We start from the raw sequence: 24,541 nt of genomic DNA on the forward strand, positions 1-24,541 counted from the left end.
TGCCCCATAGGACATCCTTTTGATATATGATTTGATGTTTTCTTATTGAGAAACTCTTTCTAACCATTTAACCATTACAAGCATGATGATCATTGAAATTGAACATGCTATAACAAATACTGTCCAAGTTAACCAGATAGGTACACCTGCATATAGTAAACCACCAAATATTAATAGTTGGTTACCAAGACCAGTGGCACCTAACCAAAGACCTTGCATTAGACCTTGAAGGTGAGGAGGAGCTACTTTTGATACGAATGAAATTCCAAGTGGACTAATAAATAGTTCAGCAACGGTAAGTACAAAGTAAGTTCCTATCAAAAGGAAAGGGGTAACTTTCTCTAATTCAGGAAGACCACCCATTTCTTTAACTGCAGACAATAAAGGTAAATCTGTAGATCCTAATGCCATAACAACAAAACCTAAGGCAGCGATAAACATACCGATTGCAATTTTCTTAGGAGTTGAAGGCTCGATACCACGGTTACGTAACCATCCAAAAATACCAACAACTATAGGAGTTAAGAACACCACGAAGAATGGATTCATCGATTGGAAAATTTCAGGTGTTAAGTCCCAAGAGCCAAGTTTTAAAAGCGTATAGTCTCTTGCAAAATATGTAAGAGAATATCCATTTTGATGGAAAGAGAACCAGAAGAAAATAACAACACCAAATACAGCTAATAAAGCATAAATTCGTTGCTTAACTTCTTTAACATCCATTTCAACAACTGTATTATCAGCTTTTGCTTGCGCAGCTTTAAGAGCAGGATCTGGGAAATTAACTTTATTTTTAAGGTAGATTACTAATGAGATCAACATTGCAAGAATTGCAACTCCAAATGCATAGTGGAAACCTTCGTTAAATACATTTAAGTAATCGTTACTGAAAGCTGTAAAATCTGTTATAGCATCTGTACTGATAGTTGCGTTATTTGCTAAAGTTGTAAAACGCTCAGCTGCAGTTTCAGATAAAGTACCTCCTAAATGCTGATGACAAAGTTCAGGCAAAGTTGCATTGTAGTTATAACCTGCACGTTCCAACCACCAGCTTCTAATAGAAGGGGCAATCATTGGCGCAAAGATACCTCCAACGTTGATAAACATATAGAATAATGAGAAACCAGAGTCTCTTACTTTATCATATTTAGGATTATCGTACATCTGACCTACTAAAGCCTGAAGGTTACCCTTGAAAAGACCATTACCAAATGCGATTACAGCTAAACCTACACAAGTTGCAGTTAAGTATAGAGTTAAGCTTGGTACTGGAGTTGGAGTTGGAATAGCTAAAAGTAAATAACCAAACGCCATCATTAATAAACCAGCAAGGATGGTTCCTTTATAGTTCTTGGTTTTATCAGCAATTAAACCTCCTACAATAGCTAAGAAATAAATTGAGGCATAAAATGTAGAATAGATAATACCCGAAGAAGTTTCATCTAAACCAAATTTTGCTTGTAAGAATAATACCAAAATAGCCATCATGGTATAGAATCCAAATCTTTCGCCCATATTAGCTAAGGCGGCAGGAATCAGACCTTTAGGATGTCCTTTAAACATAAGTTGTTTGTTTTAATTATTAATAGTTTTTACTTATTTTCTGAGATGGACAAATATATAAAAATATTATAAGGCAAAGCTGTATTTAGGCTTTTATGATATTATTTAAATCGTTTCCGTAATATGCAATCTTTAAAGTTTTTATCTTTGATAGAGAGATTATAATTTCCATTATAGAGCTAGATAGTTTATGATATTGATTAGCTCATCCAAATTATTTGAAAAATGAAAATATTTCACTCGAAACAAATCCCTGAAATTGATGCTTATACAATCAAGAATGAACCTGTTGCGTCAATTGATTTGATGGAGCGAGCTTCATTAAAACTTTGTGAGTGGTTAATTGAGCGATATCATCAAGAGCAAAGTTTCAAAATATTTGTTGGACCAGGTAATAATGGAGGTGACGGTTTAGCTCTTGCAAGACTGTTATCAGAGGCGAATTTTCAGGTGGAGGTCTATCTTGTTAAAATAACTAGGCATTTATCTGCAGATTGTCAGATGAATCTTGATCGACTAAAAATTCAAAACTCAAGCTCAATTTCTGAGATTTCAAGTCTTGTTGATTTACCTATATTTTCTAAAGGAACCATCGTAATCGACGCTTTGTTTGGATCTGGCTTGTCAAGACCCTTGGATGACTTAGTAAAAGACATCGTAAAAACGATTAATGATGCAGATGTTGAAGTTATATCCATTGATATTCCATCCGGTTTATTTGGTGAAGATAATTCTTCAAATGATTTGAATAATTGTGTTCATGCTGATTATACGCTTAGTTTCGAATTCCCAAAATTGTCTTTTCTTTTTCCCGAGAATGCAGAATGTGTAGGGATATGGGAGACTTTACCTATCGGTTTACATCCAGCAGTTATTGAAGAAATGGAAAGTCCTTATCAGCTCATTGATGAAAATTACATTAGAAGTTTATTAAAGACTCGTCTGCGATTTAGTCACAAAGGAACATATGGTCATGGCTTGTTAATCAGTGGGAGTTATGGTAAAATGGGGGCTGCCATTTTAGCTTCTAAAGCTTGCTTGCGTTCAGGAATCGGTCTGCTTAGCACACATATTCCGCGTTTGGGTTATGATATTTTGCAGACAGCAGTTCCCGAGTCTATGGTGAGTATTGATCGGTCTGATATAATTTTTACAGAGTATCCAAATCTTGAAAATTTTGATGCGATAGGTATTGGGCCTGGGATTGATATAAAATGTAATTCGATAAGGGCACTGGAAGAGTTGCTTGAGGAGTGTGATAAGCCTTTAGTTTTAGATGCGGATGCCTTGAATATTATTGGAGCGAATCAGGAAATGAAGAAGTATTTACCTAAAGGAACTATTCTGACTCCTCATATAAAAGAGTTTGAACGATTGTTTGGCGAATGCAAAGGACCTTTTGATAGAAATGAGAAACAGCGTAATTTTTCTAAGAAACAATCAGTGGTGATGGTGTTAAAGGGTGCTTTTACTGCAATAACTGATGAGAATGGACGTTGTTATTTTAATCCTACAGGAAATCCGGGTATGGCGACCGCAGGAAGTGGCGATGTACTTACTGGAATAATATTATCTTTGTTAGCACAAGGCTACTCTTCTCTTCATGCAGCACTTGTAGGCGTATTTATACATGGATTAGCAGGAGATTTGGCCGCTGATGAGTATGGCGAAGACGCTTTAATAGCCAGTGATATTATTTCGTTTTTACCTCAGGCCTGGAAGAGAATAAAATCTTAAGTTATATCGTTTATTTTTGTCTTTAAGTATAATTCATAATAAAAAGAAGATGTTTAGACTATTTGTAAAAATAATGTTGGTTGCTGTTTGTTGCTTTCAGTTTATATCTGCAGAAGCTCAGAAGCGAAAAGCCGATTTAGATGTGCCATCAACCGTTGTTTATGCTCTGCCACAAACCGTTTTGGATGTTGATGTTTTTGTTGAAAAGAAAATTCTTAAGGTTGGTCCATTTGCTAGTTTTTCGGAAAAATATATTGGTGTTACACCTAAAATAAATTCTGATGCTGTAAAATGGAATGTGAAATCCGTAAGTGTATCTGAAAAAGGTGAAGTCGATCCTCAGAACTTTTATAAGCTGACAAGTGTTGGGAATTATCAGCCAAATTTAATTCAATTGACCCCGGATGGTTTAATTAAAGGCTTCAATATGACTTCCTCGGATACAGAAAAGGAGATGGTCTATGCTTCTGTAAAGCAAGAGATCGATGTTGAGATTGAGTATGGTAAATTCTCTATTGATCCAAATTTGTTGATAAAGAAGGATACGGTTTATAAGGTTGTGGAAACAGATACTGCATTTATAAAAGTGCCAGAGTTGAAAGAAGAAGCGTTTGCAAAATCGATTGAAGATAAGGCTAAAGAGGCAGCTCATCAGTTATTCAAGTTGAGAAAGCGCCGTTTTAAGATTCTAACTGCAAATTATGAAGTTTTGCCTCCTGATGGAAAAGCTTATGAGATAATCATTAAGGAGTTGGATAAGTTAGAGAAAGAATATTTGGCCTTATTCCTAGGTAAGGAAGTAAGTGTTATAGAACGTGGCCACTTTGTTTATAAACCTTCTGCTGCTGATAAGGGTGGTGTCATTTTTCGTATTTCACCTGAAAAGGGGCTTGTTGATGTTAGCGACTTAAAGGCAGTACCTGTTCGAGTTGAGTTTAAAAATTTAGGAGTAACCTCTGAATTGCCCATTTTACCACAGGATCCTGATGTTTTAGCTAATACACTTATTCATTATAGAATTCCAGGTCAGGCAGAGGTTATGATATCGAAAGGAAAAGATATTTTGTATGAAGAAAAACATATTATTGCTCAATTTGGTAAAGTGATGACTTTGCCTTCACAAGTTTTAGTACATGAGGGGTACAGTATTGAGTTTTATCCAGAGTCAGGAGCTATTAAACGTATTTCCATGCAGAAATAAGTTAAGATACTATATGAAACAAGAAGAGGGAAAAGCTAATACTTTTCCCTCTTCTTGTTTGTATACGTTAGTTTATAAAATCAATTCTCCTATGCCTTCACGAATGATTTCGAAATCATCGTTTGTACAGTCAACAATAGTCGACGCGACATTTCTTCCAAAATGACCATCAATAACCAAATCAACATCTTTCTGGTATTTTTCGTGAATCAATTCGGGATCTGTTGTGTATTCAATTACTTGGTCAGGATCATGAATTGATGTGGTCATAATTGGATTTCCAAGCTCTTCGACGATGCCCAGTGGTATAAAATGATTGGGTACTCTAATGCCGACACTCTTCTTTTTACTTTTAAATAACTTTGGAAGATTACTACTTGCGGGAAGAATAAAAGTGAAAGCTCCAGGGAGATTTTTCTTCATCATCTTAAAGGTACTATTATCAACCTTCGCATATTCTGATAAATTACTTAGATTATTGCAGATGATAGAAAAGTTAGATTTTTCAGCCGAAACACCTTTCAGTTTTGCTATTTTTTGAATAGCCTTGTTGCTGTTAATATCGCAACCTATAGCATAAACGGTATCGGTAGGATATATAATAATGCCATCATTTCTTAGTATGTCAGCTATTTTCCGAAATTCTTTAAGATTCGGATTGTCGGGGTAGAGCTTGAGTAACATTTTTATTTATTAGAGGATTACGGCTTAAAGATATAAGTTTCCATCAATTTGTTTGAAAAAAGCTTGAAAAATTGTTAATTTATTTTTAATCTATTAAGTTGTGAATGAGTAGATTTATGTTCGATTTATATTGACGTGAAGTCTTGTGTTATGGGGGATGATTCTTTGAGATGAATAGAAATAATGGGATAACTGTTGATTCTGACGCATGAAATAGGATTGAGATTTTGCGTTAAGGATTGCAGCGGATACCCCACAGCCCATTGTTGGTTTTATGTCAGCTTTGAGCTTACCAGGCGAGGAGTAGAAGCGAAAAGCCTGCCCACTTTCGCTTTAACTTTAAAGAGCGAAAAGGGGAACGCCCTAATATGTTTACAATTTACTTCGGAATATAAGACAAAATAAGGAGCACCAAGCTCCTTATTTTGTATCATTAATTTCGACAGCTTAGCTGTTTAGTTTGTTGTAGTCTGCAAGGAATTGCTCCAGTCCTTTATCGGTTAAAGGATGGTTTAATAAACCTGTAATGGCATTTAATGGACAAGTTGCTACATCAGCACCAGCCTCAACGCATTGTAAAATATGCATGGTGTGTCGAATCGAAGCAGCTAATACTTCAGTTTCAAAACCGTAGTAGTTGAACATGTTGGCAATTTGGCGAATCAGATCGATACCATCGGTTCCAATATCGTCCAGACGACCTACAAATGGTGAAACGTAAGTGGCTCCAGCTTTAGCAGCTAATAAGGCTTGACCTGCAGAGAAAATTAGAGTGCAGTTTGTTCTAATGTTTTCGGTGCTTAGGTATTTTACAGCTTTAATTCCAGCTTTAGTGCATGGCACTTTAACAACGATTTGAGGATGTAAAGCAGCTAATTCTTCACCTTCCTTAATCATACCCTCAAAATCGGTTGCAATCACTTCGGCGCTTACGTCACCATCAACGATATTGCAAATGTCTACATAGTGTTGTTTGATCTTATCTGCACCCTTAATACCTTCTTTAGCCATAAGAGAAGGGTTGGTTGTTACGCCATCTAGTACACCTAGATCCTGTGCTTCTTTAATCTGATCGAGATTTGCTGTATCGATAAAAAATTTCATGTTTATTGAATTTAGGTTTGGTTAATGATGATCGAAAATACATTATTTTTTTGATGATCAAAAACGAAAGGATTGTTCTTTTGGGAGGTATGGATTGGATGGTTTTGTTTTAAACGAAAAAAAGAAAGCCGATCGACTTTCTTTTCTTTGTTTTGGAGCCGGTGGAGGGATTCGAACCCACGACCTGCTGATTACAAATCAGCTGCTCTGGCCAACTGAGCTACACTGGCAAATTGTTTGATTGAAATATAGCCTTCAATCTTTAGCTTTAATACTGGAGCCGGTGGAGGGATTCGAACCCACGACCTGCTGATTACAAATCAGCTGCTCTGGCCAACTGAGCTACACTGGCAATTTGTTCGATTGAAATATAGCCTTCAATCTTGACTTTAAATACTGGAGCCGGTGGAGGGATTCGAACCCACGACCTGCTGATTACAAATCAGCTGCTCTGACCAACTGAGCTACACTGGCATTTTTACTCTTAATTGAGCCATTGATGAGAATTGAACTCATGACCTCTTCCTTACCAAGGAAACGCTCTACCCCTGAGCTACAACGGCGTTGTTATAAAAGAAGAAAAGAAAGCTCTTTAAGCTTTCTTTTTTTTCTCGTGTTGAGCCGGTGGAGGGATTCGAACCCACGACCTGCTGATTACAAATCAGCTGCTCTGACCAACTGAGCTACACTGGCAAGTGGATAAGCAGACTACGTCGCATCGCTACAACTACTTACCCTTGCTGCCTTCCGACCCTGGGGGGGTTCACTAGGAGCTGATCGCATAGTTGCTTATCCGGTGACAAAAGTAGAAAAAACTTGTTACCCTCCAAATCTTTTGCCCAACTTCTTTTCCTGTTTTTTTGCACTTTTTAGTCAAGCGTTTTATTTTCAGTGTAATAATTTTTCAAAAAAAATATTTTTTTTTTTGAAGCCCTCTGTTTATTTAGGGTCGGGAGTGTGAAAGAATGTTTATTTATCTCAAAGATTCGATCAATATCTATCAAAATGGATATCTTTGTTTCCCTAATTAAGTGGGGAGGTATGGATAATTTGGAATTGCCCCCTCCGATGAGTGAAATTCGAAAGATTATTAAGATTTATATGCTAGCAAACTCAAATCCCTTACTACGCCATGGCTTCTTATTTGGAGCTCTAGTTGGTGGTGTTTTAATTTTGACTTCTTTGATGTTCTATTTTAGAGGAGTTCCAATCTCGATAAACCCTCAAATCACTTCTATCAATTATTTTTTGATAATGACAGGGATTTATTTTGGATTAAGAATTTATCGTAATGATGTTCTTAGTGGTATTATTAGTTACGGAAGAGCTTTGGGTGCAGGAGTGCTGATAATTGGTATCGCAGGAGCTTTTTATGCCCTGTATATCTACATCTTAGTTAAATATTTCGATCCGTCTATTCTACAAGAGTTTATTGGTATAATGGAAAAAAGTTTTGTGGAAGCTAAATATGATGAGAAGGATATTGAATTATTAATGGGTTTTTATGGAAAGATTAGTCCTGGAGTTTTTGCCTTTGCGCAGTGGTTTAGTAAATTAGCTGCCGGATTCTTTTTTTCATTGATTTTGGCTTTTTTCTTTAGTCGAAACTATGGAACATTGAAGAATAACTTAAACGATAAAAATCAAAAATAAGCTATGGACATTTCAGTAGTAGTACCACTATATAATGAAGATGAATCTTTGCCAGAATTATTAGCATGGATTGATCGCGTGATGAAAGAGCATAGCTACTCTTACGAAGCCATTTTAGTCGATGATGGGAGTAAGGATACTTCTTGGGAGGTTGTTAGTCAACTTCAGAATGTATATTCTGAAGTTCGAGGTATAAAGTTCCGTCGTAATTATGGGAAATCTGCAGCTCTATTTTGTGGTTTTGAAGCGGCACAGGGCGATGTCGTTATAACCATGGATGCTGATCTCCAGGACTCTCCTGACGAAATTCCTGAACTGTATAGGATGGTGAAAGAAGAGAATTACGATATCGTTTCAGGTTGGAAACAAAAGCGTTACGATCCTATAACCAAAACCATTCCAAGTAAGTTTTTCAATAGAACGGCACGAGCTGTTTCAGGTATTCGTTTGCACGATTTTAATTGTGGATTGAAGGCTTATAATTGTCAGGTTGTAAAAAGCATTGAAGTTTATGGTGAGATGCATCGTTATATTCCAATTTTAGCTAAAGAAGCGGGTTTTACTCGCATAGGCGAGAAAATTGTGCAGCACCAAGAGCGTAAGTATGGGGTGACAAAATTTGGATTGAGTCGATTTGTAAATGGCTTTCTCGATTTACTATCCATCTCATTTATGACACGTTTCGGTAAAAAACCGATGCATTTTTTTGGCTTGTTAGGATTCTTGATGTTTGTTTTAGGTTTTATGTCATCTGCATGGATAGGTGTTCAGAAATTAATCAGCTTGAGCGAAGGTGTTAAAGCTGCATTGGTAACGGATAGTCCTTATTTTTATATTGCCTTAACTACTATGGTTATTGGTACACAAATGATTTTAACGGGTTTTGTTGCTGAATTGGTTAGCCGTAGTTCAACGGATCGTAACCTGTATCAAATCGATAAAGAAATCTAAACAGAGTTATGAGTTATGAGTTATGAGTTATGAGTTATGAGTTATGAGTTATGAGTTATGAGTTGCGGAAAAAATGATTAACTCAATTTTAATTAACAGCTTGATATTGCTAACTGTTTATTGATTTATATGCTTAAAAGTATAATACGACTATTACTGAAAATATTCCCTCGTCCTATTTTAATTAGAATGAGTTTAATTGCAAATAGAGTGATTGCTCTTTTTTATATGGGAAATAAGGTGGAATGCCCTGTTTGTGGTGGTAAGTTCAGGAAATTTCTTCCTTATGGATATACCAAGCAAACAGGAAGGGATAATGCCCTATGTCCCCGTTGCTTGTCATTGGAGCGTCACCGATTGATGTATTTATATCTGAAGGAGAAAACTGATTTTTTTACGAGGGATTTAAAAGTACTCCATATTGCACCAGAGCAATGTTTCTACAAGCGTTTTAGAGCTTTAGAAAACTTGGATTACACCACAGGTGATTTGGAATCTCCTATTGCCGATGTACATTTCGATGTTCAGGCTATTCCTTTTTCAGATGAGACTTACGATGTGGTCATTTGTAACCATGTGTTGGAGCATGTTGATGACGATGCTAAAGCGATGTCTGAGATTTATCGAATTCTTAAGCCTGGAGGTTTTGCGATCTTACAGGTTCCACAAGATGCCGATGCAGAAAAGACCTATGAAGATGCTAGCATTACCGATCCTGTGGAAAGAGAGAAGCATTTCTTGCAGAAAGATCATGTTCGCCTTTATGGTCTCGATTATGCTGAGCGATTGACTTCGGTTGGTTTTAAGGTTACGGCTGATACGTATTCAAATAATTTTCCTCTCGAAACAGCAAAACGTTATGCTTTACCCTTAAAAGAGATATTCTATTTTAATCAGAAGTAGATTTTTTTATAAACATATTATGAACCATGAACACGCAATAAAACTGCTTAGTTTATGGTTTTTTTTGTGTTTAAAAATGGAGTGTGTTTGTTGTTGTTGGGAAAATGTTTATCGAAAAACGATAATTAAATATTGTTTTGCATGTTTTTATTGTTTAGGTTTGTAGCACCTAATAATTAAATAATATATCGAAATGAAAAATAATATTAGAATCATCAACTTCTTAAGAATCTTCTTTAAGATTTTTTATAAACTATCAATCTTCGCTTTTGTTGGATGGGGGTTAGTTTATTTTGTGCATTTATTTATAGATTTCAGAGTTCCTGATATTCCGTTTGCAGGAGAAACATATTTTAAAACTGATGTGGCCTACGATTTAATATTAGGAAGTCATTATGATGAAACAATAGATGTTGCAGTAAACCTAGGAAGAATACACTCGAATGACCTATTTTATAGGTTTATGGGCTTATTGAATGCTGTGTTATCAGCAGGAATTTTAACATTAATGTTCAGGTATGCTTATTATATTTTTAATGAATTGCATAAACGTGAGAAGAATGGAACTTATTTTTCCTTAGAGGTGTATCATTGGATAAGGAAGGTTGGTTTTCTTATGTTGGCTTATCCTATTTACTTTCTAATAAATGGCTGCGTTTTTTCTTGGTTTCTTTTAGATAATGTTTCATTTATGGGACAGGAAGTCCATTTTCAACCAGATTATACCTTACTGACTAAGGTGGTGAGTGTACTTGTTGTTTTTGTTTTCGCCGAAATTTACCGAGTAGGAATCGAGATGAAAGAAGAAACCGATTTAACCATCTAATATTTAGACTATGCCTATTATAACAAATTTAGATGTGATGCTTGCCAAGCGCAAGATGAGCTCCAAAGAATTGGCCGAACGTATTGGTATTACCATGGCCAACCTTTCCATATTAAAGTCGGGGAAAGCCAAGGCGGTTCGTTTTAGCACGCTCGAAGCTATTTGCCGGGAACTGAATTGTCAGCCAGGAGATCTTTTCGAATATCAGCCTGACGATTAAGTTCCTTCGGTATAAGACACAGCCCATCGGCTAAAAATCGTTCCCATCGCCAAAATTTACTCCCCATCGGGGTATTTTATGCTTCCATCGCCAAAATAAGCCTCCCATCGGGGCATTTAGGCTTTCCATCGCATATTTGAGGCTCCCATCGCTTGTTTTATGCTTCCCATCGGCCTAATTAGGCTCCCATCGGCTATGTGCCCTAAGCATCGCGGGGCTTTCAGTGGTTTTGATTTTTGAGTATCTGTGCGGTAGTAAAAAGAGGTTTCCTTCTGATTTTGGAAGCTCCCTTTTGCTCAGGATGGCTCCCTTCTGGTTTTGGAGGCTTCCTTTTGCTCAGGATGGCTCCCTTCTGGTTTTGGAGGCTTCCTTTTGCTCAGGATGGCTCCCTTCTAAAAAAGCACCGCTCTTCTTGGGGGTTCCAGAGCTTTTCAGTTTTGAATACCTATCTGATCAAATAAAAAAAAAGAGGCTTTTAGGCCTCTTTTTTTATCTGGGAATCCAGATAAGCGATAATTTCATCTGCCTGATCGGGATGAAACCACTGTATGTTTTCATCTCGTCGAAACCAGGATAATTGTCGTTTGGCGTAGTGTCGAGAATTTCGTTTGATCAGTTCTATTGCCTTATCGAGGCTAATATGACCTTTGAAATGTTCGAATAGTTCTTTATAGCCAACTGTGTTCATCGAGTTTAAGTCGCGGAATTCGAAAAGAGCTTTTGCTTCTTCAATTAGGCCTTCTGCGATCATGATGTCTACCCGCTGATTGATTCGATCGTAAAGTTCAGCTCTGTCTCTATTCAAACCAATTTTAATGATATCGAAGTCGCGTTCTTTTGTTTTATTCGTTCGGAGTGAAGAATAAGGTTTGCCCGACATGAGGCAAACTTCAACGGCATGAATCACACGCTTGGCATTTTGCAAATCGACCTGATCGTAAAAAACAGGATCGAGTTCTTTCAGTTCAGCTTGCATGGCTTCCAGGCCATTTTTATCGTAACGATCGCAAACTTCCTTTCGGATTTCTGGCGATATGGTTGGGATCAAATCAATGCCATTGCAAACCGCATCGATATACATCATAGAGCCGCCAACCATTAGCATTTGGTCTTTCTCTTTAAACTTATCGCTTAAAAGAGCCAGTGTTTTCTGTTCGCATTCCCAAGAGCTGAAGTAGTCGTGAATAGAATGTGAATGTATAAAGTGATGCTTTACGGCTTCGAGTTGTTCCTGTTCTGGGACAGCCGTTCCTATGCGCATTTCACGATACACCTGTCTACTATCCGATGAAGTGATTTCTGTATCGAAATGGTGGGCAATGCGTATGCTAAGATCGGTTTTTCCTACACCAGTAGGACCAAGCAGAACGATAAGTGTTTTTGACATCGTGTTATAAGCGTATTGTATCAATTATAAATCAAAATCTATCGGTAAAATGCCGGTAGATATTCGACAAGCAGAATCAAGCTTGCGCAGATAATGATTCGTTCGAATACAAATCGGTATTATAATTAAAGCTCCAATACGGAGCTTTAGTTTTATATTTGGGTACGATTAATTTTAAAGAATATCCTCGTAATCATCAAGGCTTTCAAATTGCGGACCATCTTCAGAATCATCATCAAATTCATCCATAAAATCAAAATCCTGATCTCTTTTTGTTGCTGATTTTAAATCGACACCATCAAGATCAAAATCATCCATATTATCAAAGTCCATTACAATTTGTTCAGGAGTCTCACCTTTAAATAATATAACCTTTGGAGCATCAACTGCTGCTCGTCTTCTCTCGACATCTAGTAATTCGATATTGAAATAACGGTCGGAGAAAAAGTCGAAAACATATATTAATTGAGGGGTTTCTTTATTGATGAATTCTCTCATCATAGCAACGTCCATAGCAACAATATTAACATTGTCGTCGTCGTCACTACTCATTTCGAAAAGCGCAATTTCTTTACCTCTTTCACCCATATCAGAAATTTGGAAGAAAGAAGCCATTTGCGTATTGTCGTAGGCTAATGCCTGTTGAATGGTGTTATGCAATTCCAGATAGGTTCCTTCATTATCCATTTCGACTTCCATTAGGAAATCGTCTTTCTCAGGTGAGGTGATTTTTAGCTTGAATATATTCATGGTTATGTTTTTTTTTTATAAAGGTAGAAAAGATATAGGTATTATGAATTTAACCCGCTTAAAAAATTCATGGTGTCAATATTATCTGCATAATCATTAAGATTAGGTTGTTGAGCTTTTCCGAATGGAATGGTGTTTTCTCCTATCTGGCCAACAATGCATTGTATGTTTTCACTGTTTTCTTTAAGTAGGTTTTTGACTTGATCGATATCTCTATAGTGTTCGTAATGTAAAACGGCTATAGGAGATGTCATGGCAACATCTTCTTTTACCAGCAAAAAGCCATTGTCGAAATGTTTTACTGCATTCATCAAATATAATGATCGCTGATAGTCGTGATTGTTTGCGTACTTATTGTGATCTAACAAGGGTGCATAATCTTGCCAGATATCCAGAATTTGTGTGATGTCGTAATTTTCGGGCACATATAGTTTAGATACATTTCGACATCCTAAGCCGAAATATTGAAACACATCCTGTCCTAGTTTGTGGATTTCTTCTTGGCTTTCTTTCCCAGTAATTATAGCTACAGAATTTCTGTTGCGACGAATAATGTGGGGGTATTTGCTAAAATAGGCTTCAAAATAGCGAGCTGAATTGTTGCTCCCAGTCGCAATTATTGCATCAAAATCCTGATTGCCTTTTAATTGTTCATTTTTGAAAGATATCAAGCTTTTGAATTCAGGATTTATTTTACCCAAAAGTTTTGTAATACAGTCGAGTAAACGATTATCCTTTGAAGATAGTTTACCGATGAAATGATGACCTGAAATCAGAACCGAAAGCATGTCGTGAAAGCCAACCATTGGAATGTTTCCCGCCATAATAACGGCGACACGTTTATTTGTGTTTTGATCAGGGATCTTGTAGTTACTGCACCATTCGTTAAGTTTTTCTAAATCTAAAAATGAACAGATTCCCTGAATAGAATTTCTTACATGGGCAGGTGTGAACCAGGCATTTTCGATATAAGCATTCTCAATTAAATTTTCGAATTCTGCATAGAATACCTCATTTAAAGGATGATTGCTTGTGCATGATTCAACGGTTTTAAATTGCTCTAGAAACTGTCCAAGATTTACAAATGCTTCTATGCGTTCTGATCTATTCATTTTTATATTTGAGTGATGATAGTAATGGGAGGTTTTATTCTCTGTGCAAATATATTAAAGATATTGGGATTCCCGAAAGCTACTTTTATCGATTAGTTCTCATGCTCAGATTAATTTGTTTATGTAGTTGATTAGAATTAAGAGCAGGGTAATACTTACTAAAATCCTGTTGGATTTGATCGTCCATATCGATCTAAATTTAATATGTGCGGCCAAGCTAATGATTAGGAGTATTAGAGGTATTAGGGCAGGATAGGTTTGAATACTCTCTAATAAATTCCCTTTTAAAAGAGAAATAAATGCCGATTGTAAACCACAACCAGGGCATTCTATCTGATAATTCTGATAAAATTGACAAGATAAGCTATGTGTTTCTATCCATTGTATAAGTTTGTTCCACATTCTTTCAATATTCCATTAACACTTTTTTGCATATGAATGTTAAATATATACAAAAAGAAAGCTTTTTTCATCTAAGTTTTAAATTTGAAACTTATCCATTTCTCATAAAGACACAAAAAAAACGCCGCAATTACTTGCAGCGCTTTTGAGTATATTCTAATGATTATTTAGTCATTGTCATCATCATTTTCACCAACTTTTGGTTGGAATTCCCACATGTCACTTAAGCCATTTTGGCCACTCAAACCTGTAACAATAAAGCCTCTGTTATCTATACTAAAACCAATTGCATCAACACGTGAAATGACTTCATTTTCTAATGAGGTTCTTTCTACCCAATCGTCTTTAGATGGATTGTATTCCCATACTTCTCTACCATTACCACCTAATCCTGTTGTTAAATATCCTTTGCCATCAATTACGAAAGCTATAGCACTAGTTCTTTGAACGTTTTCAGCACCATTGTCCTTATCGATATCTTTCTTTTGCGTCCAAGTTTCAGTTGTAGCATCAAATTCCCATACATTATCAAGATTGTTTACTCCTGATACTAAATAGGCTTTGTTACCAATTGTAAATGTAGTCGCATCAGTTGTTTTGCTACCTCCATAGCCTATGCTTTCAGACCATGTACCATTTTGGAATTTATAGAAATCCTTCAAGTTACTATGATCTTCACCATCTAAGAATCCGTAACCTGTTCCAACATAAGCAACATCATTAGTACCATTACCGTCTGTGTCAAAAGCAAAAGCTACAGCTCCTTGGCGAGCACCGCCTGGGAACATATCGACAACTTTTGACCATTGGTTGGTTGTAGGATTAAATTCCCAAAAATCGCTCAATCTGTTATTGTCTTCATCAACACCTAATCCAATATATCCTTTTCCATCAACTGAAAATGCAACGGCTTCACGTCTTAAAACTGCACCAGGTACAGGAAGAGCAGTAGCAGAAGTCCAATTATCACTTGCTGTGTTGAATTTATAGAAACTTGAAAAATAATCTCCATTTGAATAGCCTAAACCAACATATACATCATCACCAATAGTAAAGCTTACAGCTCCACCACGTCCAGATCCACTATATTCTGAGCTTTTTTTCCAGTTTCCATCCAAACCATTATCGCTACCACAGCTTGTGATAAAGAGAGATAATGCAAAAAATGCCAATAATAATCTTTGTTTCATGTGTTATGATTTTATCAATAATTAATACGATTATACATTTAAATTTTCATAAGAAATTGAAGTTCTTTTTTTTCTTATGACGACAAATATAAATAAAAATCAATAGGATTGGTTTATCCCAACATAAAAATACCGTGTGCTTTTGAAAAATTAACAATTAAAAATCTCAATTAGAAAATCTCGATATTTTATTTACATTTGTGCGTTATCCGATAATTTCTTACAAATCATCACATGATATTAGTTCATGATTATCCTTTATTTATATGATCAGCAATAAGCTTCTATTTAGAATGAGAAAAATAAAATCTATTGTATTTGTTTCTATGCTTGTGTTACTATCAAGTTGTAACTCTGATGTTTTTCAAGAACATGAAATAGGGAGTAATCTTATTGATAAATCTACAGAGGTGTTTTCAATAGATACATTTACGGTTTACAGTTCCACCGTGAAAATGGATTCAGTTGCCACATCAAACAATAGTAATATTCTCCTGGGGAAATATAAAGATCCATATTTTGGGAATATTAAATCGGATTTTTACGGAGAAGTTGATTTACAAAGCGCATTTACTCTTAGAACCATAAGTAGTGGAGATAAGGTTGGTGTCAAATTTGACTCCTTGATCTTTATTATGTATCATGAAGGTAGTAAAATGATTAATGGTCGAGTTAATGATCATTTCTTTGGAGACACCCTCAAGGAGCAAACTATATCTATTCATAGAGTAACTCAAGATTTTGAATTCCCGGATAATAAATTTGCTTATAATGCAGATGATGTTTTAGAGTATGATCTGGAAGAAATCGGAAGTTCTGTTTTTATTCCTAAAAGGCATATAAATAGTTTTATTGATGAGGCAAAAGATAAAGATCCTTTAGAAAAAAAAGGAGGGCTTCGAATTAAAATGAATGATGCTTTAGGTTTGGAAATAATTGATAGTGTAAATATTGGGAGTGATGTCGTTACTGATGGAATGAAGTGGTTGGATTATTTTAAGGGTGTTGTATTAAAATCAGGTGATAATAATTCCGCCATGTTTTCTTATCAAACAGGTGTTGGAATGAAAATGCGATTATATTATAGTGAAACGGAATATACAGAAGCTGGTGTTGTACGATTTCATGATTTTCCTGTTAACAAGAAGTCTGTGAATTTTACAAATTATTCATCTGATTTTAACTCAGAAGAACACGATTACATAAAAAATATTGGCTTGATAGATGAATTGGAAAATGATTTGCCTTCCACTGAAACAGATAACTTGTCTTTTATACAGGGAGGCACTGGATTAATGACTAAAATTAGCATACCTCATATTGAGAACTTAAATCAAATGGGATTAGCTGGGGGAATTCTTAAGGCTGAATTGGTTTTTAGTCCTGAGGATAATAGTTATGATGAAGATTTTTATCCTTTACCATTTTCTAATTTTGAACTTTTTACGACAGATAAGAAGAATAAATTTAATGAAGGAGTTTTTGATCCTAATACGAATAAGGTTGTGACATCAACTTACATTTATAATTCTAAATATCCTGATGAATCGTATTATATGTTTGACTTGACGGATTATGTGAATCAAATTCTTTTGAATGGTCAAAACTATGATGATGCATTGCTAATAAGTATCCCTCCAAATATGATTGGTAATTCTATGGAACGTTTGATTATTGATAATGATAGGAAATCAAAGACAAGGATAAAATTAAAGGTAACGTACGTTGTTCAGAATTAATGTCGAATATTTTAATTACAATATATATGTGGAATATGAGAATGATTGCTAAGCCTTTTTATTCGATTAAAAAACTCTTAACTATCATAGGTTTTAGCTTGTTGTTTTTTACAACGACTGTATACGCTCAGAATAGTACGAGTTCTCCTTATTCATACTATGGATTAGGTGAGTTGAACCAAAATGCTAGTGGTAATAGTATTTCGATGGGAGGAACAAGCCTTGCGTATCGAGATGGTGGTGTCTTGAATATTCAAAACCCTGCTGCTTTGGCTCAAGTTGACAGTCTTAAGTTTATTTTTAATGTTGGTATGGCTGCTAAGTACACTAACCTAAATCAAGGAAATAAAAGCGATTATTTTAATGATTATAACTTGACAAGACTTGCCTTTGGTTTTAAGGTGTCACCTAGATATTCAACTGCTTTTTCAGTTTCTCCTTACACGAGTTTAGGTTATGAAATCACGAAAAGAGAGAAAGTCATTGGGTCGGAGTCATATATCAATCGTTCTTTAAAAGGATCAGGAGGATTAAATCAACTAACTTGGTCTAATGGTGTTAAAGTGACTAAGAATCTATCATTAGGGATTAATGGAATATATTTGTTTGGAAACAATGCTAGAGATGAGATTATTACTATGGAAACGGGATCTTCTTATGTCTATAAAAATAATTCGAAATTAATTTCTAAAGGGGTTTACTTTAACCTTGGAGCACAATATCAAATAGATTTAGGTAAGTACGATTTTACTCTTGGAGCTAAATATCAACCTAAAGTAGGTGTTGATGCTGAACAAATTATTAAGGTTACAAACTATAGTAGTGGTATTGGTGCTGTTAGACATGAAGATACCGATAAAGGTTCGTTTGATGTTCCTGAAAGTTATGGTTTAGGTTTTGGATTAAAAAAGGGTAAACAATTGTGGATTGGTGGCGATTATTTATTTGAGAAGTGGAGTGATACCGAAGTTTTTAATAAAAATAGTTCTTTAAAAGATCGAAACAAATTTAGTCTTGGCATGGAGTATAAGGCTAATGATGGGTATGCAAGAAAATTCCTTAAGAAAATGACTTATCGTTTAGGTGGATTTTATGATACTGGGTATGTCACTGTTGAGGATGAAAAAATAAATTCAATGGGTGTCAGTTTAGGATTTGGTATCCCAATGGCACAAAATGGAGGTATGATTAATGTTGCACTTGAATTTGGAATTTCAGGTACAACAAATAATAATTTGGTTCGAGAGGACTTTACAAGGATAACAGTTGATATTAACTTGTTTGAAAAATGGTTTGTTAAGCGTAAATACCATTAGACAATAAGTTTGATTTAAGATGTATACGCCCGAAAGCCTTTGTTTTCGGGCGTTTTTTTATATTTCAAATTTATCGTTTGAAAGAATAAAAAAATAATAGACCTCTTACTCCAATTTAGAGTTGATAAAGAATAATATTGACTAATTTTGGAATGATTTAAAACAAGTATTTGTTTAATTTCACCTACTAAAGCAACACAAAATATGATAATGCAGCTAAGCCATGTTTGCTGTATCGAATACCTAGTTTTTATTCGACTAAAACAAGCTTGCTGGTTTAAAAGATTATAAGATGAAAATGATTTATAAACCTCAAGAATACCGAATCAAAGATGAAAGAATGAAACCTTTTATCGATGAATCTGAAATTTGGGAGATCTTAGATACGGCACAACCTACAAAAGAAAATGTAAGAGCTGTCATTCAAAAATCATTGGCAAAAAACCGTTTAAGTATGCAGGAAACTGCCTTGCTGTTGAAAACGGAAGACCCAGAGTTAATTGAAGAAATAAAGGCTGGTGCGCGAACACTGAAAGAGAAGGTGTATGGCGATAGAATTGTAATTTTTGCACCGCTATATGTAGGAAATAAGTGTGTAAATAATTGTACTTATTGTGGATTCCGAGCTTCAAATAAGAAACAGAAACGTACAACTCTTAACGAAGTTCAGCTTCGGTCTGAAGTAAAGTCTTTAGAAGATAATGGTCAAAAACGTTTGATTCTGGTTTATGGTGAGCATCCTATGTATGATGCTGAATTTATTGCCGATTCTGTGCGCACTGTTTATTCTGTAAAATCTGGTTCGGGTGAAATTCGACGTGTTAATATCAATGCAGCACCTCTAGATATCGAAGGTTTTGAAAAGGTTAAGGAAGCCGCTATTGGTACATATCAAATTTTTCAAGAAACTTACCATAGAGAAGCTTACGCGAAGTACCATTTAAGTGGACAGAAAAGCGATTTTGACTGGCGTTTAACTGGTTTAGATCGTGCACAAGAGGCCTTGATTGATGATGTCGGGATTGGTGCTCTATTTGGCTTGTACGATTGGAAATACGAAGTTTTAGGACTTCTTCGTCATGTGAATCATTTTGAAGCTTGTTATAATGTAGGGCCACATACCATTTCATTCCCAAGAATAAAGGCTGCATCTGATTCTACTATCGATCCAGCTTATGAAGTCAGTGATGATGATTTTATTCGTTTGGTAGCTATTCTTCGTTTGGCAGTTCCTTATACTGGTCTTATTCTTACTGCTCGTGAAACTAAAGAGCTTCGAGAAGAGGTTATTAAGTTAGGTGTATCGCAAATTGATGCTGGAACCAATATTCAATTGGGAGGTTATTCGGAAAAGAATCATGAAGAACAGAAGTTGGATCATGAGCAATTTGAAATTGGAGATACAAGAAGTCTTGGTGAGGTAATTGATGAATTGTTAGATAAGCAATATTTACCATCGTTTTGTACAGCTTGCTATCGTAAAGGAAGAACAGGTGAGCATTTCATGGAGTTCTCTGTTCCAGGATTTATCAAACGTTTCTGTACTCAAAATGCGATATTAACTTTGGCGGAATACCTTGAGGATTATGCAACCCCAAATCAAAAAGAAAAAGGTTATAAGTTGATTGATATTAAAATTGAAGAGCTTAATAAAAAAGACAGTTTAAAAGTAGCTCCATTATTAGAACGTTTAGAAAAAGTAAAAGCAGGTGAAAGAGATCTATATTTCTAGATTTTCATTCCTAATATATCATAGAAAAGCCCGATTTTAATCGGGCTTTTCTGCGTTTAAGAAAATGATATTTTAACTTATTGCTTTGTCCATTTCAATGATAAAGTTGCTGCCATGTCCAAGTTCACTTTCACACCAAACCTTACCTTCCATAGCTTCAACGTATTTCTTTACTATAGATAGACCGAGTCCTGTGGAGCGCTCTCCAGCTGTTGGTTTGGCACTCAAAACTTGAAATTTACCAAACATCATTTTTTGATCTTCGCTTGATATTCCAGGGCCTTCATCTTTCACCATGGTTTTAACCTTATCGCCATCTTCCCAAACTTTCACCCATATTTCCTTATTTGAAGGGGAAAATTTAATAGCATTGGAGATTAAATTTTCATAAACTTGGGTCATGTATTCGGGATCTGCATTAATATAGGTATCCGTAGAGTCAAAATTTAGTTTAATATGCTTTCGTTCCAGTTTCTCTTTAAAGTTCTGATTCACGATATTAAGCAATTTTGAAAGGTTTATTTTCTCTAGTTGTAAATTGATACTTTTAGATTCGATCATTTTTACATCAAGAATTCGTGTAATCATCATATTCATGCGATTTAGAGCATTTAGCATATAATCTATATTCTCTATATCTTCAGGATGATTACTTTTCTTAATTTGAGATTTAAGATATTCAGCAATTGTAAGAGTTGATGTTAATGGATTCTTTAGATCGTGAGCAATAATACCAATTAAGTGATTTTTCTCATTATTTAGTTCAGTAAGCTCAGAGTTCTTATTAAGGATCTCTTCTTTTTGCAAACTAATGTTATTGTTTGCATTCTGTAGCCACTTAGCTTGTAGTTCTATTTTCTGAAAGACCTGTGCATTTTCGATAGCAATGCTAGTATACACAGCAATATTCTGCAGAAGGCTTAGATGATACTCTTTAAAGGCATTTTTCACAAAACTTTGAACTGTGATTACTCCAATGATTTTACCTCTTACTTTTAAAGGAAGATAAATAACTGATTTAGGTAAATGACTATTGTTAATAGTCACGACTTTTTTTATGTACTTTGAAGCTTCTTTGTCTAGATCATTAATGAAAATTTCAGTTTCATTATTATAACAATAAACTGCAAGTCTATTGGGATCATTTAAATCAAATCTGATATTATTGATATCTTTTCCATCTTCCTTAAACCTTGGGAAATACAGATCTTTTTTATTTTTGTCGTATATACCAATTCCAAAAATTGAAGCATCCATCAATTCTTTTATCGACTGATATGCAGAATCAATAATGCGTTCAAATGATAGGTTTGCCGTTATTATTTTGCCAATATCATTTAAATGAATCAGGTTCATGTATGATTTCTGAAGGAACTGAGACTGTTGAAGAATTTCTTCTTTTTGTTCTTCCAGAGCATCGTTTTTTCTCTCAATTTCAGTTTTTTGTGCTCTAATTTCTTTGGTCTTGTCAAAGACCATTATTTCAAGAACTTTCTGCTTATTGCGTATGTTTATTAATCTGATTTTGATTGTTAAAAACACAACAATAGCTAGAAAGATAACGAGTAGAGATAAAAACCACCAAGTTAACCACCAAGGAGGAAGGATTGTGAATGTATATTCATAAGGGCTTGGTGTCCATATGCCATCACTATTTGAAGCTTTAATTTTAAACGTGTAAGTGCCTGGAGGAATTCTGGAATAAATGGCTTCCGATTTGTTTGTTACGGGTGACCATTCTTTATCTAAACCTTCAAGTATCCACTTATACTTAACCTTTTCAGGAGATTTATAGCTTAAGGCTTCAAAATTAAAAGTGAGGTGATGCATGTCGTGAGTTAGATTCAGATCTTGTGGGATAGGAAACCAAGGACTGATTGCACTGGAAGTATTCTTGTGTTTTTTATCACTCCAATTAACTCTCTTGAAAAATAAATAGATCTCAGTCAGCTGAATAATAGGAGGGGTAATATTTATATCATCGTTAACCGGATTGAATACCATAGCACCATTTACAGTTCCAAACCACAAGTTTTGATCTGAATCAATGTAATTACTACTGCCATTATTTTCTATGCCTTTAAACCCATCATATTTATCGTAGTTTCGGATTTTATCAATTTTTCCGGATAAGTCGATGGAGATTCGATCGACACCGTTTTGTGTTCCAGCCCAAATGTTACCTTCTTGATCAGTGAGAATTGAATAGGTAATGTCAGAACTTAGTCCATCTTGTGTACTGATATTTGTCCAACGTTGGTCATCCCAAAAACAAAGCCCTCCGCTGAATGTGGCAAGCCAAATTCGCCCCAGTTTATCTTCACATGTTTGTATTACCCAATCATGACTAAGACCATCTTTTTTGTCATAAGTTATAATGTTATTACCATCAAGTACTGAAACGCCTTGCATATGTGAAAGCCAAAGTCGATTCTTAGAATCAACAAATAAATTTGAGACGTTTTCTGTTGTTAAGTTGTGGCTTTCATGGTTAATAATGCGTCTGTTATTTTTTTTGTCGATAAAAACGAGACCTTGATTTATAACTGCGAACCAAATACCATCTTCAGTAGAGCAGATGTCAGTAATAATAGCTCTTGGATGGAAACCATATTTTTTAGAGACATTTATAATCTCACCATTTTGGTGTTCTAACAGGCCTTCTTCAGTGGCTATAAGCATATTTCCATTAGCAAGTTCATGAAAATCAGTTGCTCTGCTAAGTGAAGGATGAATCTTAGAATTGATAACTTGAAACTCTCCATCTTTATGACGCACAATCCCTTTACCAGAAATACTAAACCAAAAATATCCCTTAGAATCTTGTATTGTTGCTAATACAATATTTCCCCCAATGATATTAGTGAAATCGAGAGATAGAAATTTATTTGAGCCATACTTGATTAAACCATTTCCACTTGTCGTAAGCCAGATATTACCCTCTGTGTCTTCTAAAACGTTATTGATATATGGAGATATTAATCCTTTTCTTTGATCAATAATTACGGTTTTTTTATCTGAAACGACAGCTAAGCCAACTTCTTTGATGCAAATCCACAGTCGACCTTTTGAGTCAAGACTGATATTATTAATGTTTTGTGGATTGATAGAGTTAGGAAGATCAACTTTTGTAAATTGATTGTTTTTACTTTTATAGATATTAAAACCATGCCTCGGTTTAAAAACTCGATACCAACAATCTTGGTTTGAATCAAAGAGAGAGGGAATAATAATTTGATCTTTAAAGAGAGGATTATTATTTAGGATTGATTTTGATAATTGACCATTTTTAAATTCATATAAAGCATTCTGGGTCGCGATAAGAAGTTTTCCAGATGGATCGTTCAGTATTGACAAAAGTCTATTGTTCTCAATGAGTTCAGGGTGTAATTTACTTGCATTATGAAAGCGACCATTTTCGAGATACACTAAAGTGCGTTGGTTGTCCTTTAAACCTAAAGCCCATATCTTGCCATCATTTCCTTCCTGAATATTCATATATTGAGCAATAGGAAGACTGTCATTTTCATTGAAATTAGTGAATTGAATTCCATTAAAGGAACTAATCCCAACGCTAGTTCCAATCCAAATATTCTCATCTTTATCTTGAAATAGTGATCGAATATTGTTGTCCGCTAAGCCATGATTATTGTTGTAGGAAAAGAATTCTTTGCCGTTAAAACGTGAGAGTCCTCCTCCGTTAGTTCCTAGCCATAGGTTTCCTTTTTTATCTTGAATCAATGACGAAACCTCAGATTGGGGTAAGCCTTCCTCTAGAGAATAATTCGTAAAACTGTAATGCTGAGCATAGCTAGCAATAGAGAGTAAGAATAAAATGAGGCCTAGTAATATTTTATAGAATGGGTTATTCATGTAGTTATTGCTTAAATATGCAAAGTCAGTTTTAGCTTATGGTTAAGTTTACCTTAAGATTTCCCCTATCATTATATGGAAGTCTACTTATTTTTATTATCTCTTCTTGAATCGAGATAGGCTTTGTTTAAAAGCAGTAAAAGGTACAAATTTTTTTAAGCATTTAAAAATTATACATTTGTTCTCAAGAAACAGAAA

19 protein-coding genes, 5 tRNA genes and 1 other RNA gene are annotated in these 24,541 nt (G+C 35.1%); 10 read left to right on the forward strand and 15 right to left on the reverse strand.

Going from position 1 to position 24,541, the window contains the following annotated elements:
* Positions 1–42 precede the first annotated feature (42 nt).
* Positions 43–1,563, reverse strand: coding sequence for a peptide MFS transporter (locus tag DWB61_RS04775; protein WP_125029751.1), 1,521 nt, complete (start codon positions 1,561–1,563; stop codon positions 43–45).
* Between the two features lie 225 nt (positions 1,564–1,788).
* On the opposite strand from DWB61_RS04775, the gene DWB61_RS04780 reads away from it, so the two are divergent.
* Positions 1,789–3,300: an NAD(P)H-hydrate dehydratase gene (locus DWB61_RS04780; RefSeq protein WP_125029752.1), complete on the forward strand. Its 1,512-nt coding sequence runs from the start codon at positions 1,789–1,791 to the stop codon at positions 3,298–3,300.
* 49 nt (positions 3,301–3,349) lie between these two features.
* The gene (locus tag DWB61_RS04785) at positions 3,350–4,501 is read left to right on the forward strand and encodes a DUF4831 family protein (RefSeq protein ID WP_125029753.1); all 1,152 of its coding nucleotides are present in this window, start codon (positions 3,350–3,352) and stop codon (positions 4,499–4,501) included.
* 72 nt (positions 4,502–4,573) lie between these two features.
* On the opposite strand, the gene DWB61_RS04790 is transcribed toward DWB61_RS04785, so the two are convergent.
* From DWB61_RS04790 to ffs, 8 genes are all read right to left on the reverse strand, one after another.
* On the reverse strand, positions 4,574–5,185 hold the full coding sequence (locus DWB61_RS04790; RefSeq protein WP_125029754.1) for an L-threonylcarbamoyladenylate synthase: 612 nt from the start codon (positions 5,183–5,185) through the stop codon (positions 4,574–4,576).
* 447 nt (positions 5,186–5,632) lie between these two features.
* Positions 5,633–6,289 (reverse strand): fructose-6-phosphate aldolase, encoded by a 657-nt coding sequence (gene fsa, locus DWB61_RS04795; RefSeq protein ID WP_125029755.1) that lies wholly within the window; start codon positions 6,287–6,289, stop codon positions 5,633–5,635.
* A 153-nt stretch (positions 6,290–6,442) separates the two neighbouring features.
* Positions 6,443–6,519: transfer RNA gene (locus DWB61_RS04800), tRNA-Thr, on the reverse strand.
* Positions 6,520–6,564: 45 nt separating this feature from the next.
* Positions 6,565–6,641: transfer RNA gene (locus tag DWB61_RS04805), tRNA-Thr, on the reverse strand.
* A 45-nt stretch (positions 6,642–6,686) separates the two neighbouring features.
* Positions 6,687–6,763 (reverse strand) — tRNA-Thr (locus tag DWB61_RS04810).
* A gap of 17 nt (positions 6,764–6,780) precedes the next feature.
* Positions 6,781–6,852 (reverse strand) — tRNA-Thr (locus DWB61_RS04815).
* Positions 6,853–6,908: 56 nt separating this feature from the next.
* Positions 6,909–6,982, reverse strand: a tRNA-Thr gene (locus DWB61_RS04820).
* A gap of 2 nt (positions 6,983–6,984) precedes the next feature.
* An RNA gene (ffs, locus tag DWB61_RS04825) (signal recognition particle sRNA small type) lies at positions 6,985–7,083 on the reverse strand.
* A gap of 211 nt (positions 7,084–7,294) precedes the next feature.
* Between ffs and DWB61_RS04830 the strand changes: the two genes are divergently transcribed.
* From DWB61_RS04830 to DWB61_RS04850, 5 genes are all read left to right on the forward strand, one after another.
* Entirely contained in the window at positions 7,295–7,942 is a 648-nt protein-coding gene (locus DWB61_RS04830; RefSeq protein WP_125029756.1) for a DUF4199 domain-containing protein, read from the forward strand.
* A 3-nt stretch (positions 7,943–7,945) separates the two neighbouring features.
* Positions 7,946–8,893: a glycosyltransferase family 2 protein gene (locus DWB61_RS04835; protein ID WP_125029757.1), complete on the forward strand. Its 948-nt coding sequence runs from the start codon at positions 7,946–7,948 to the stop codon at positions 8,891–8,893.
* Positions 8,894–9,022: 129 nt separating this feature from the next.
* A complete protein-coding gene (locus DWB61_RS04840) occupies positions 9,023–9,796 on the forward strand; it encodes a class I SAM-dependent methyltransferase (RefSeq protein WP_125029758.1) in 774 nt (257 codons plus the stop codon).
* A gap of 193 nt (positions 9,797–9,989) precedes the next feature.
* Positions 9,990–10,622 carry a DUF2975 domain-containing protein gene (locus tag DWB61_RS04845; protein WP_125029759.1) on the forward strand — a complete coding sequence of 211 codons (633 nt, stop codon included), beginning with the start codon at positions 9,990–9,992 and terminating at the stop codon, positions 10,620–10,622.
* 10 nt (positions 10,623–10,632) lie between these two features.
* Complete coding sequence (locus DWB61_RS04850) at positions 10,633–10,842, forward strand: helix-turn-helix domain-containing protein (protein WP_125029760.1); 210 nt, start codon at positions 10,633–10,635, stop codon at positions 10,840–10,842.
* Between the two features lie 475 nt (positions 10,843–11,317).
* On the opposite strand, the gene miaA is transcribed toward DWB61_RS04850, so the two are convergent.
* From miaA to DWB61_RS04875, 5 genes are all read right to left on the reverse strand, one after another.
* Positions 11,318–12,229: a tRNA (adenosine(37)-N6)-dimethylallyltransferase MiaA gene (miaA, locus tag DWB61_RS04855; RefSeq protein ID WP_125029761.1), complete on the reverse strand. Its 912-nt coding sequence runs from the start codon at positions 12,227–12,229 to the stop codon at positions 11,318–11,320.
* Between the two features lie 174 nt (positions 12,230–12,403).
* Positions 12,404–12,979, reverse strand: coding sequence for an IS1096 element passenger TnpR family protein (locus DWB61_RS04860; RefSeq protein ID WP_125029762.1), 576 nt, complete (start codon positions 12,977–12,979; stop codon positions 12,404–12,406).
* A gap of 41 nt (positions 12,980–13,020) precedes the next feature.
* Positions 13,021–14,091, reverse strand: coding sequence for an acyl-CoA reductase (locus tag DWB61_RS04865; protein ID WP_125029763.1), 1,071 nt, complete (start codon positions 14,089–14,091; stop codon positions 13,021–13,023).
* A gap of 105 nt (positions 14,092–14,196) precedes the next feature.
* A complete protein-coding gene (locus tag DWB61_RS17965; RefSeq protein ID WP_125029764.1) occupies positions 14,197–14,493 on the reverse strand; it encodes a DUF2752 domain-containing protein in 297 nt (98 codons plus the stop codon).
* A 167-nt stretch (positions 14,494–14,660) separates the two neighbouring features.
* Entirely contained in the window at positions 14,661–15,683 is a 1,023-nt protein-coding gene (locus tag DWB61_RS04875; protein ID WP_125029765.1) for a Kelch repeat-containing protein, read from the reverse strand.
* 293 nt (positions 15,684–15,976) lie between these two features.
* Here DWB61_RS04875 and DWB61_RS04880 point away from each other — a divergent pair, with 293 nt between their 5' ends.
* The 3 genes from DWB61_RS04880 (at position 15,977) to hydG (ending at position 20,470) form a co-directional block, all read left to right on the forward strand.
* A complete protein-coding gene (locus DWB61_RS04880; protein ID WP_158614369.1) occupies positions 15,977–17,422 on the forward strand; it encodes a DUF4270 family protein in 1,446 nt (481 codons plus the stop codon).
* A 26-nt stretch (positions 17,423–17,448) separates the two neighbouring features.
* Positions 17,449–18,738 carry an OmpP1/FadL family transporter gene (locus tag DWB61_RS04885; protein WP_125029767.1) on the forward strand — a complete coding sequence of 430 codons (1,290 nt, stop codon included), beginning with the start codon at positions 17,449–17,451 and terminating at the stop codon, positions 18,736–18,738.
* Positions 18,739–19,030: 292 nt separating this feature from the next.
* On the forward strand, positions 19,031–20,470 hold the full coding sequence (gene hydG, locus DWB61_RS04890) for a [FeFe] hydrogenase H-cluster radical SAM maturase HydG (protein WP_125029768.1): 1,440 nt from the start codon (positions 19,031–19,033) through the stop codon (positions 20,468–20,470).
* Between the two features lie 72 nt (positions 20,471–20,542).
* Here hydG and DWB61_RS04895 read toward each other — a convergent pair whose 3' ends face one another.
* Complete coding sequence (locus DWB61_RS04895; protein ID WP_125029769.1) at positions 20,543–24,343, reverse strand: sensor histidine kinase; 3,801 nt, start codon at positions 24,341–24,343, stop codon at positions 20,543–20,545.
* Positions 24,344–24,541: the final 198 nt, after the last annotated feature.

It is taken from the genome of Ancylomarina euxina, from assembly GCF_003863355.1.
Lineage (GTDB): Bacteria > Bacteroidota > Bacteroidia > Bacteroidales > Marinifilaceae > Ancylomarina > Ancylomarina euxinus.

What these genes read in the sequence shown, in the direction of transcription:
- DWB61_RS04775 (WP_125029751.1), bottom strand. Translation starts at nt 1,563, where the DNA reads ATGTTTAAAGGACATCCTAAAGGTCTGATTCCTGCCGCCTTAGCTAAT.
- DWB61_RS04780 (WP_125029752.1), top strand. Translation starts at nt 1,789, where the DNA reads ATGAAAATATTTCACTCGAAACAAATCCCTGAAATTGATGCTTATACA.
- DWB61_RS04785 (WP_125029753.1), top strand. Translation starts at nt 3,350, where the DNA reads ATGTTTAGACTATTTGTAAAAATAATGTTGGTTGCTGTTTGTTGCTTT.
- DWB61_RS04790 (WP_125029754.1), bottom strand. Translation starts at nt 5,185, where the DNA reads ATGTTACTCAAGCTCTACCCCGACAATCCGAATCTTAAAGAATTTCGG.
- fsa (WP_125029755.1), bottom strand. Translation starts at nt 6,289, where the DNA reads ATGAAATTTTTTATCGATACAGCAAATCTCGATCAGATTAAAGAAGCA.
- DWB61_RS04830 (WP_125029756.1), top strand. Translation starts at nt 7,295, where the DNA reads ATGGATATCTTTGTTTCCCTAATTAAGTGGGGAGGTATGGATAATTTG.
- DWB61_RS04835 (WP_125029757.1), top strand. Translation starts at nt 7,946, where the DNA reads ATGGACATTTCAGTAGTAGTACCACTATATAATGAAGATGAATCTTTG.
- DWB61_RS04840 (WP_125029758.1), top strand. Translation starts at nt 9,023, where the DNA reads ATGCTTAAAAGTATAATACGACTATTACTGAAAATATTCCCTCGTCCT.
- DWB61_RS04845 (WP_125029759.1), top strand. Translation starts at nt 9,990, where the DNA reads ATGAAAAATAATATTAGAATCATCAACTTCTTAAGAATCTTCTTTAAG.
- DWB61_RS04850 (WP_125029760.1), top strand. Translation starts at nt 10,633, where the DNA reads ATGCCTATTATAACAAATTTAGATGTGATGCTTGCCAAGCGCAAGATG.
- miaA (WP_125029761.1), bottom strand. Translation starts at nt 12,229, where the DNA reads ATGTCAAAAACACTTATCGTTCTGCTTGGTCCTACTGGTGTAGGAAAA.
- DWB61_RS04860 (WP_125029762.1), bottom strand. Translation starts at nt 12,979, where the DNA reads ATGAATATATTCAAGCTAAAAATCACCTCACCTGAGAAAGACGATTTC.
- DWB61_RS04865 (WP_125029763.1), bottom strand. Translation starts at nt 14,091, where the DNA reads ATGAATAGATCAGAACGCATAGAAGCATTTGTAAATCTTGGACAGTTT.
- DWB61_RS17965 (WP_125029764.1), bottom strand. Translation starts at nt 14,493, where the DNA reads ATGTGGAACAAACTTATACAATGGATAGAAACACATAGCTTATCTTGT.
- DWB61_RS04875 (WP_125029765.1), bottom strand. Translation starts at nt 15,683, where the DNA reads ATGAAACAAAGATTATTATTGGCATTTTTTGCATTATCTCTCTTTATC.
- DWB61_RS04880 (WP_158614369.1), top strand. Translation starts at nt 15,977, where the DNA reads ATGAGAAAAATAAAATCTATTGTATTTGTTTCTATGCTTGTGTTACTA.
- DWB61_RS04885 (WP_125029767.1), top strand. Translation starts at nt 17,449, where the DNA reads ATGTGGAATATGAGAATGATTGCTAAGCCTTTTTATTCGATTAAAAAA.
- hydG (WP_125029768.1), top strand. Translation starts at nt 19,031, where the DNA reads ATGAAAATGATTTATAAACCTCAAGAATACCGAATCAAAGATGAAAGA.
- DWB61_RS04895 (WP_125029769.1), bottom strand. Translation starts at nt 24,343, where the DNA reads ATGAATAACCCATTCTATAAAATATTACTAGGCCTCATTTTATTCTTA.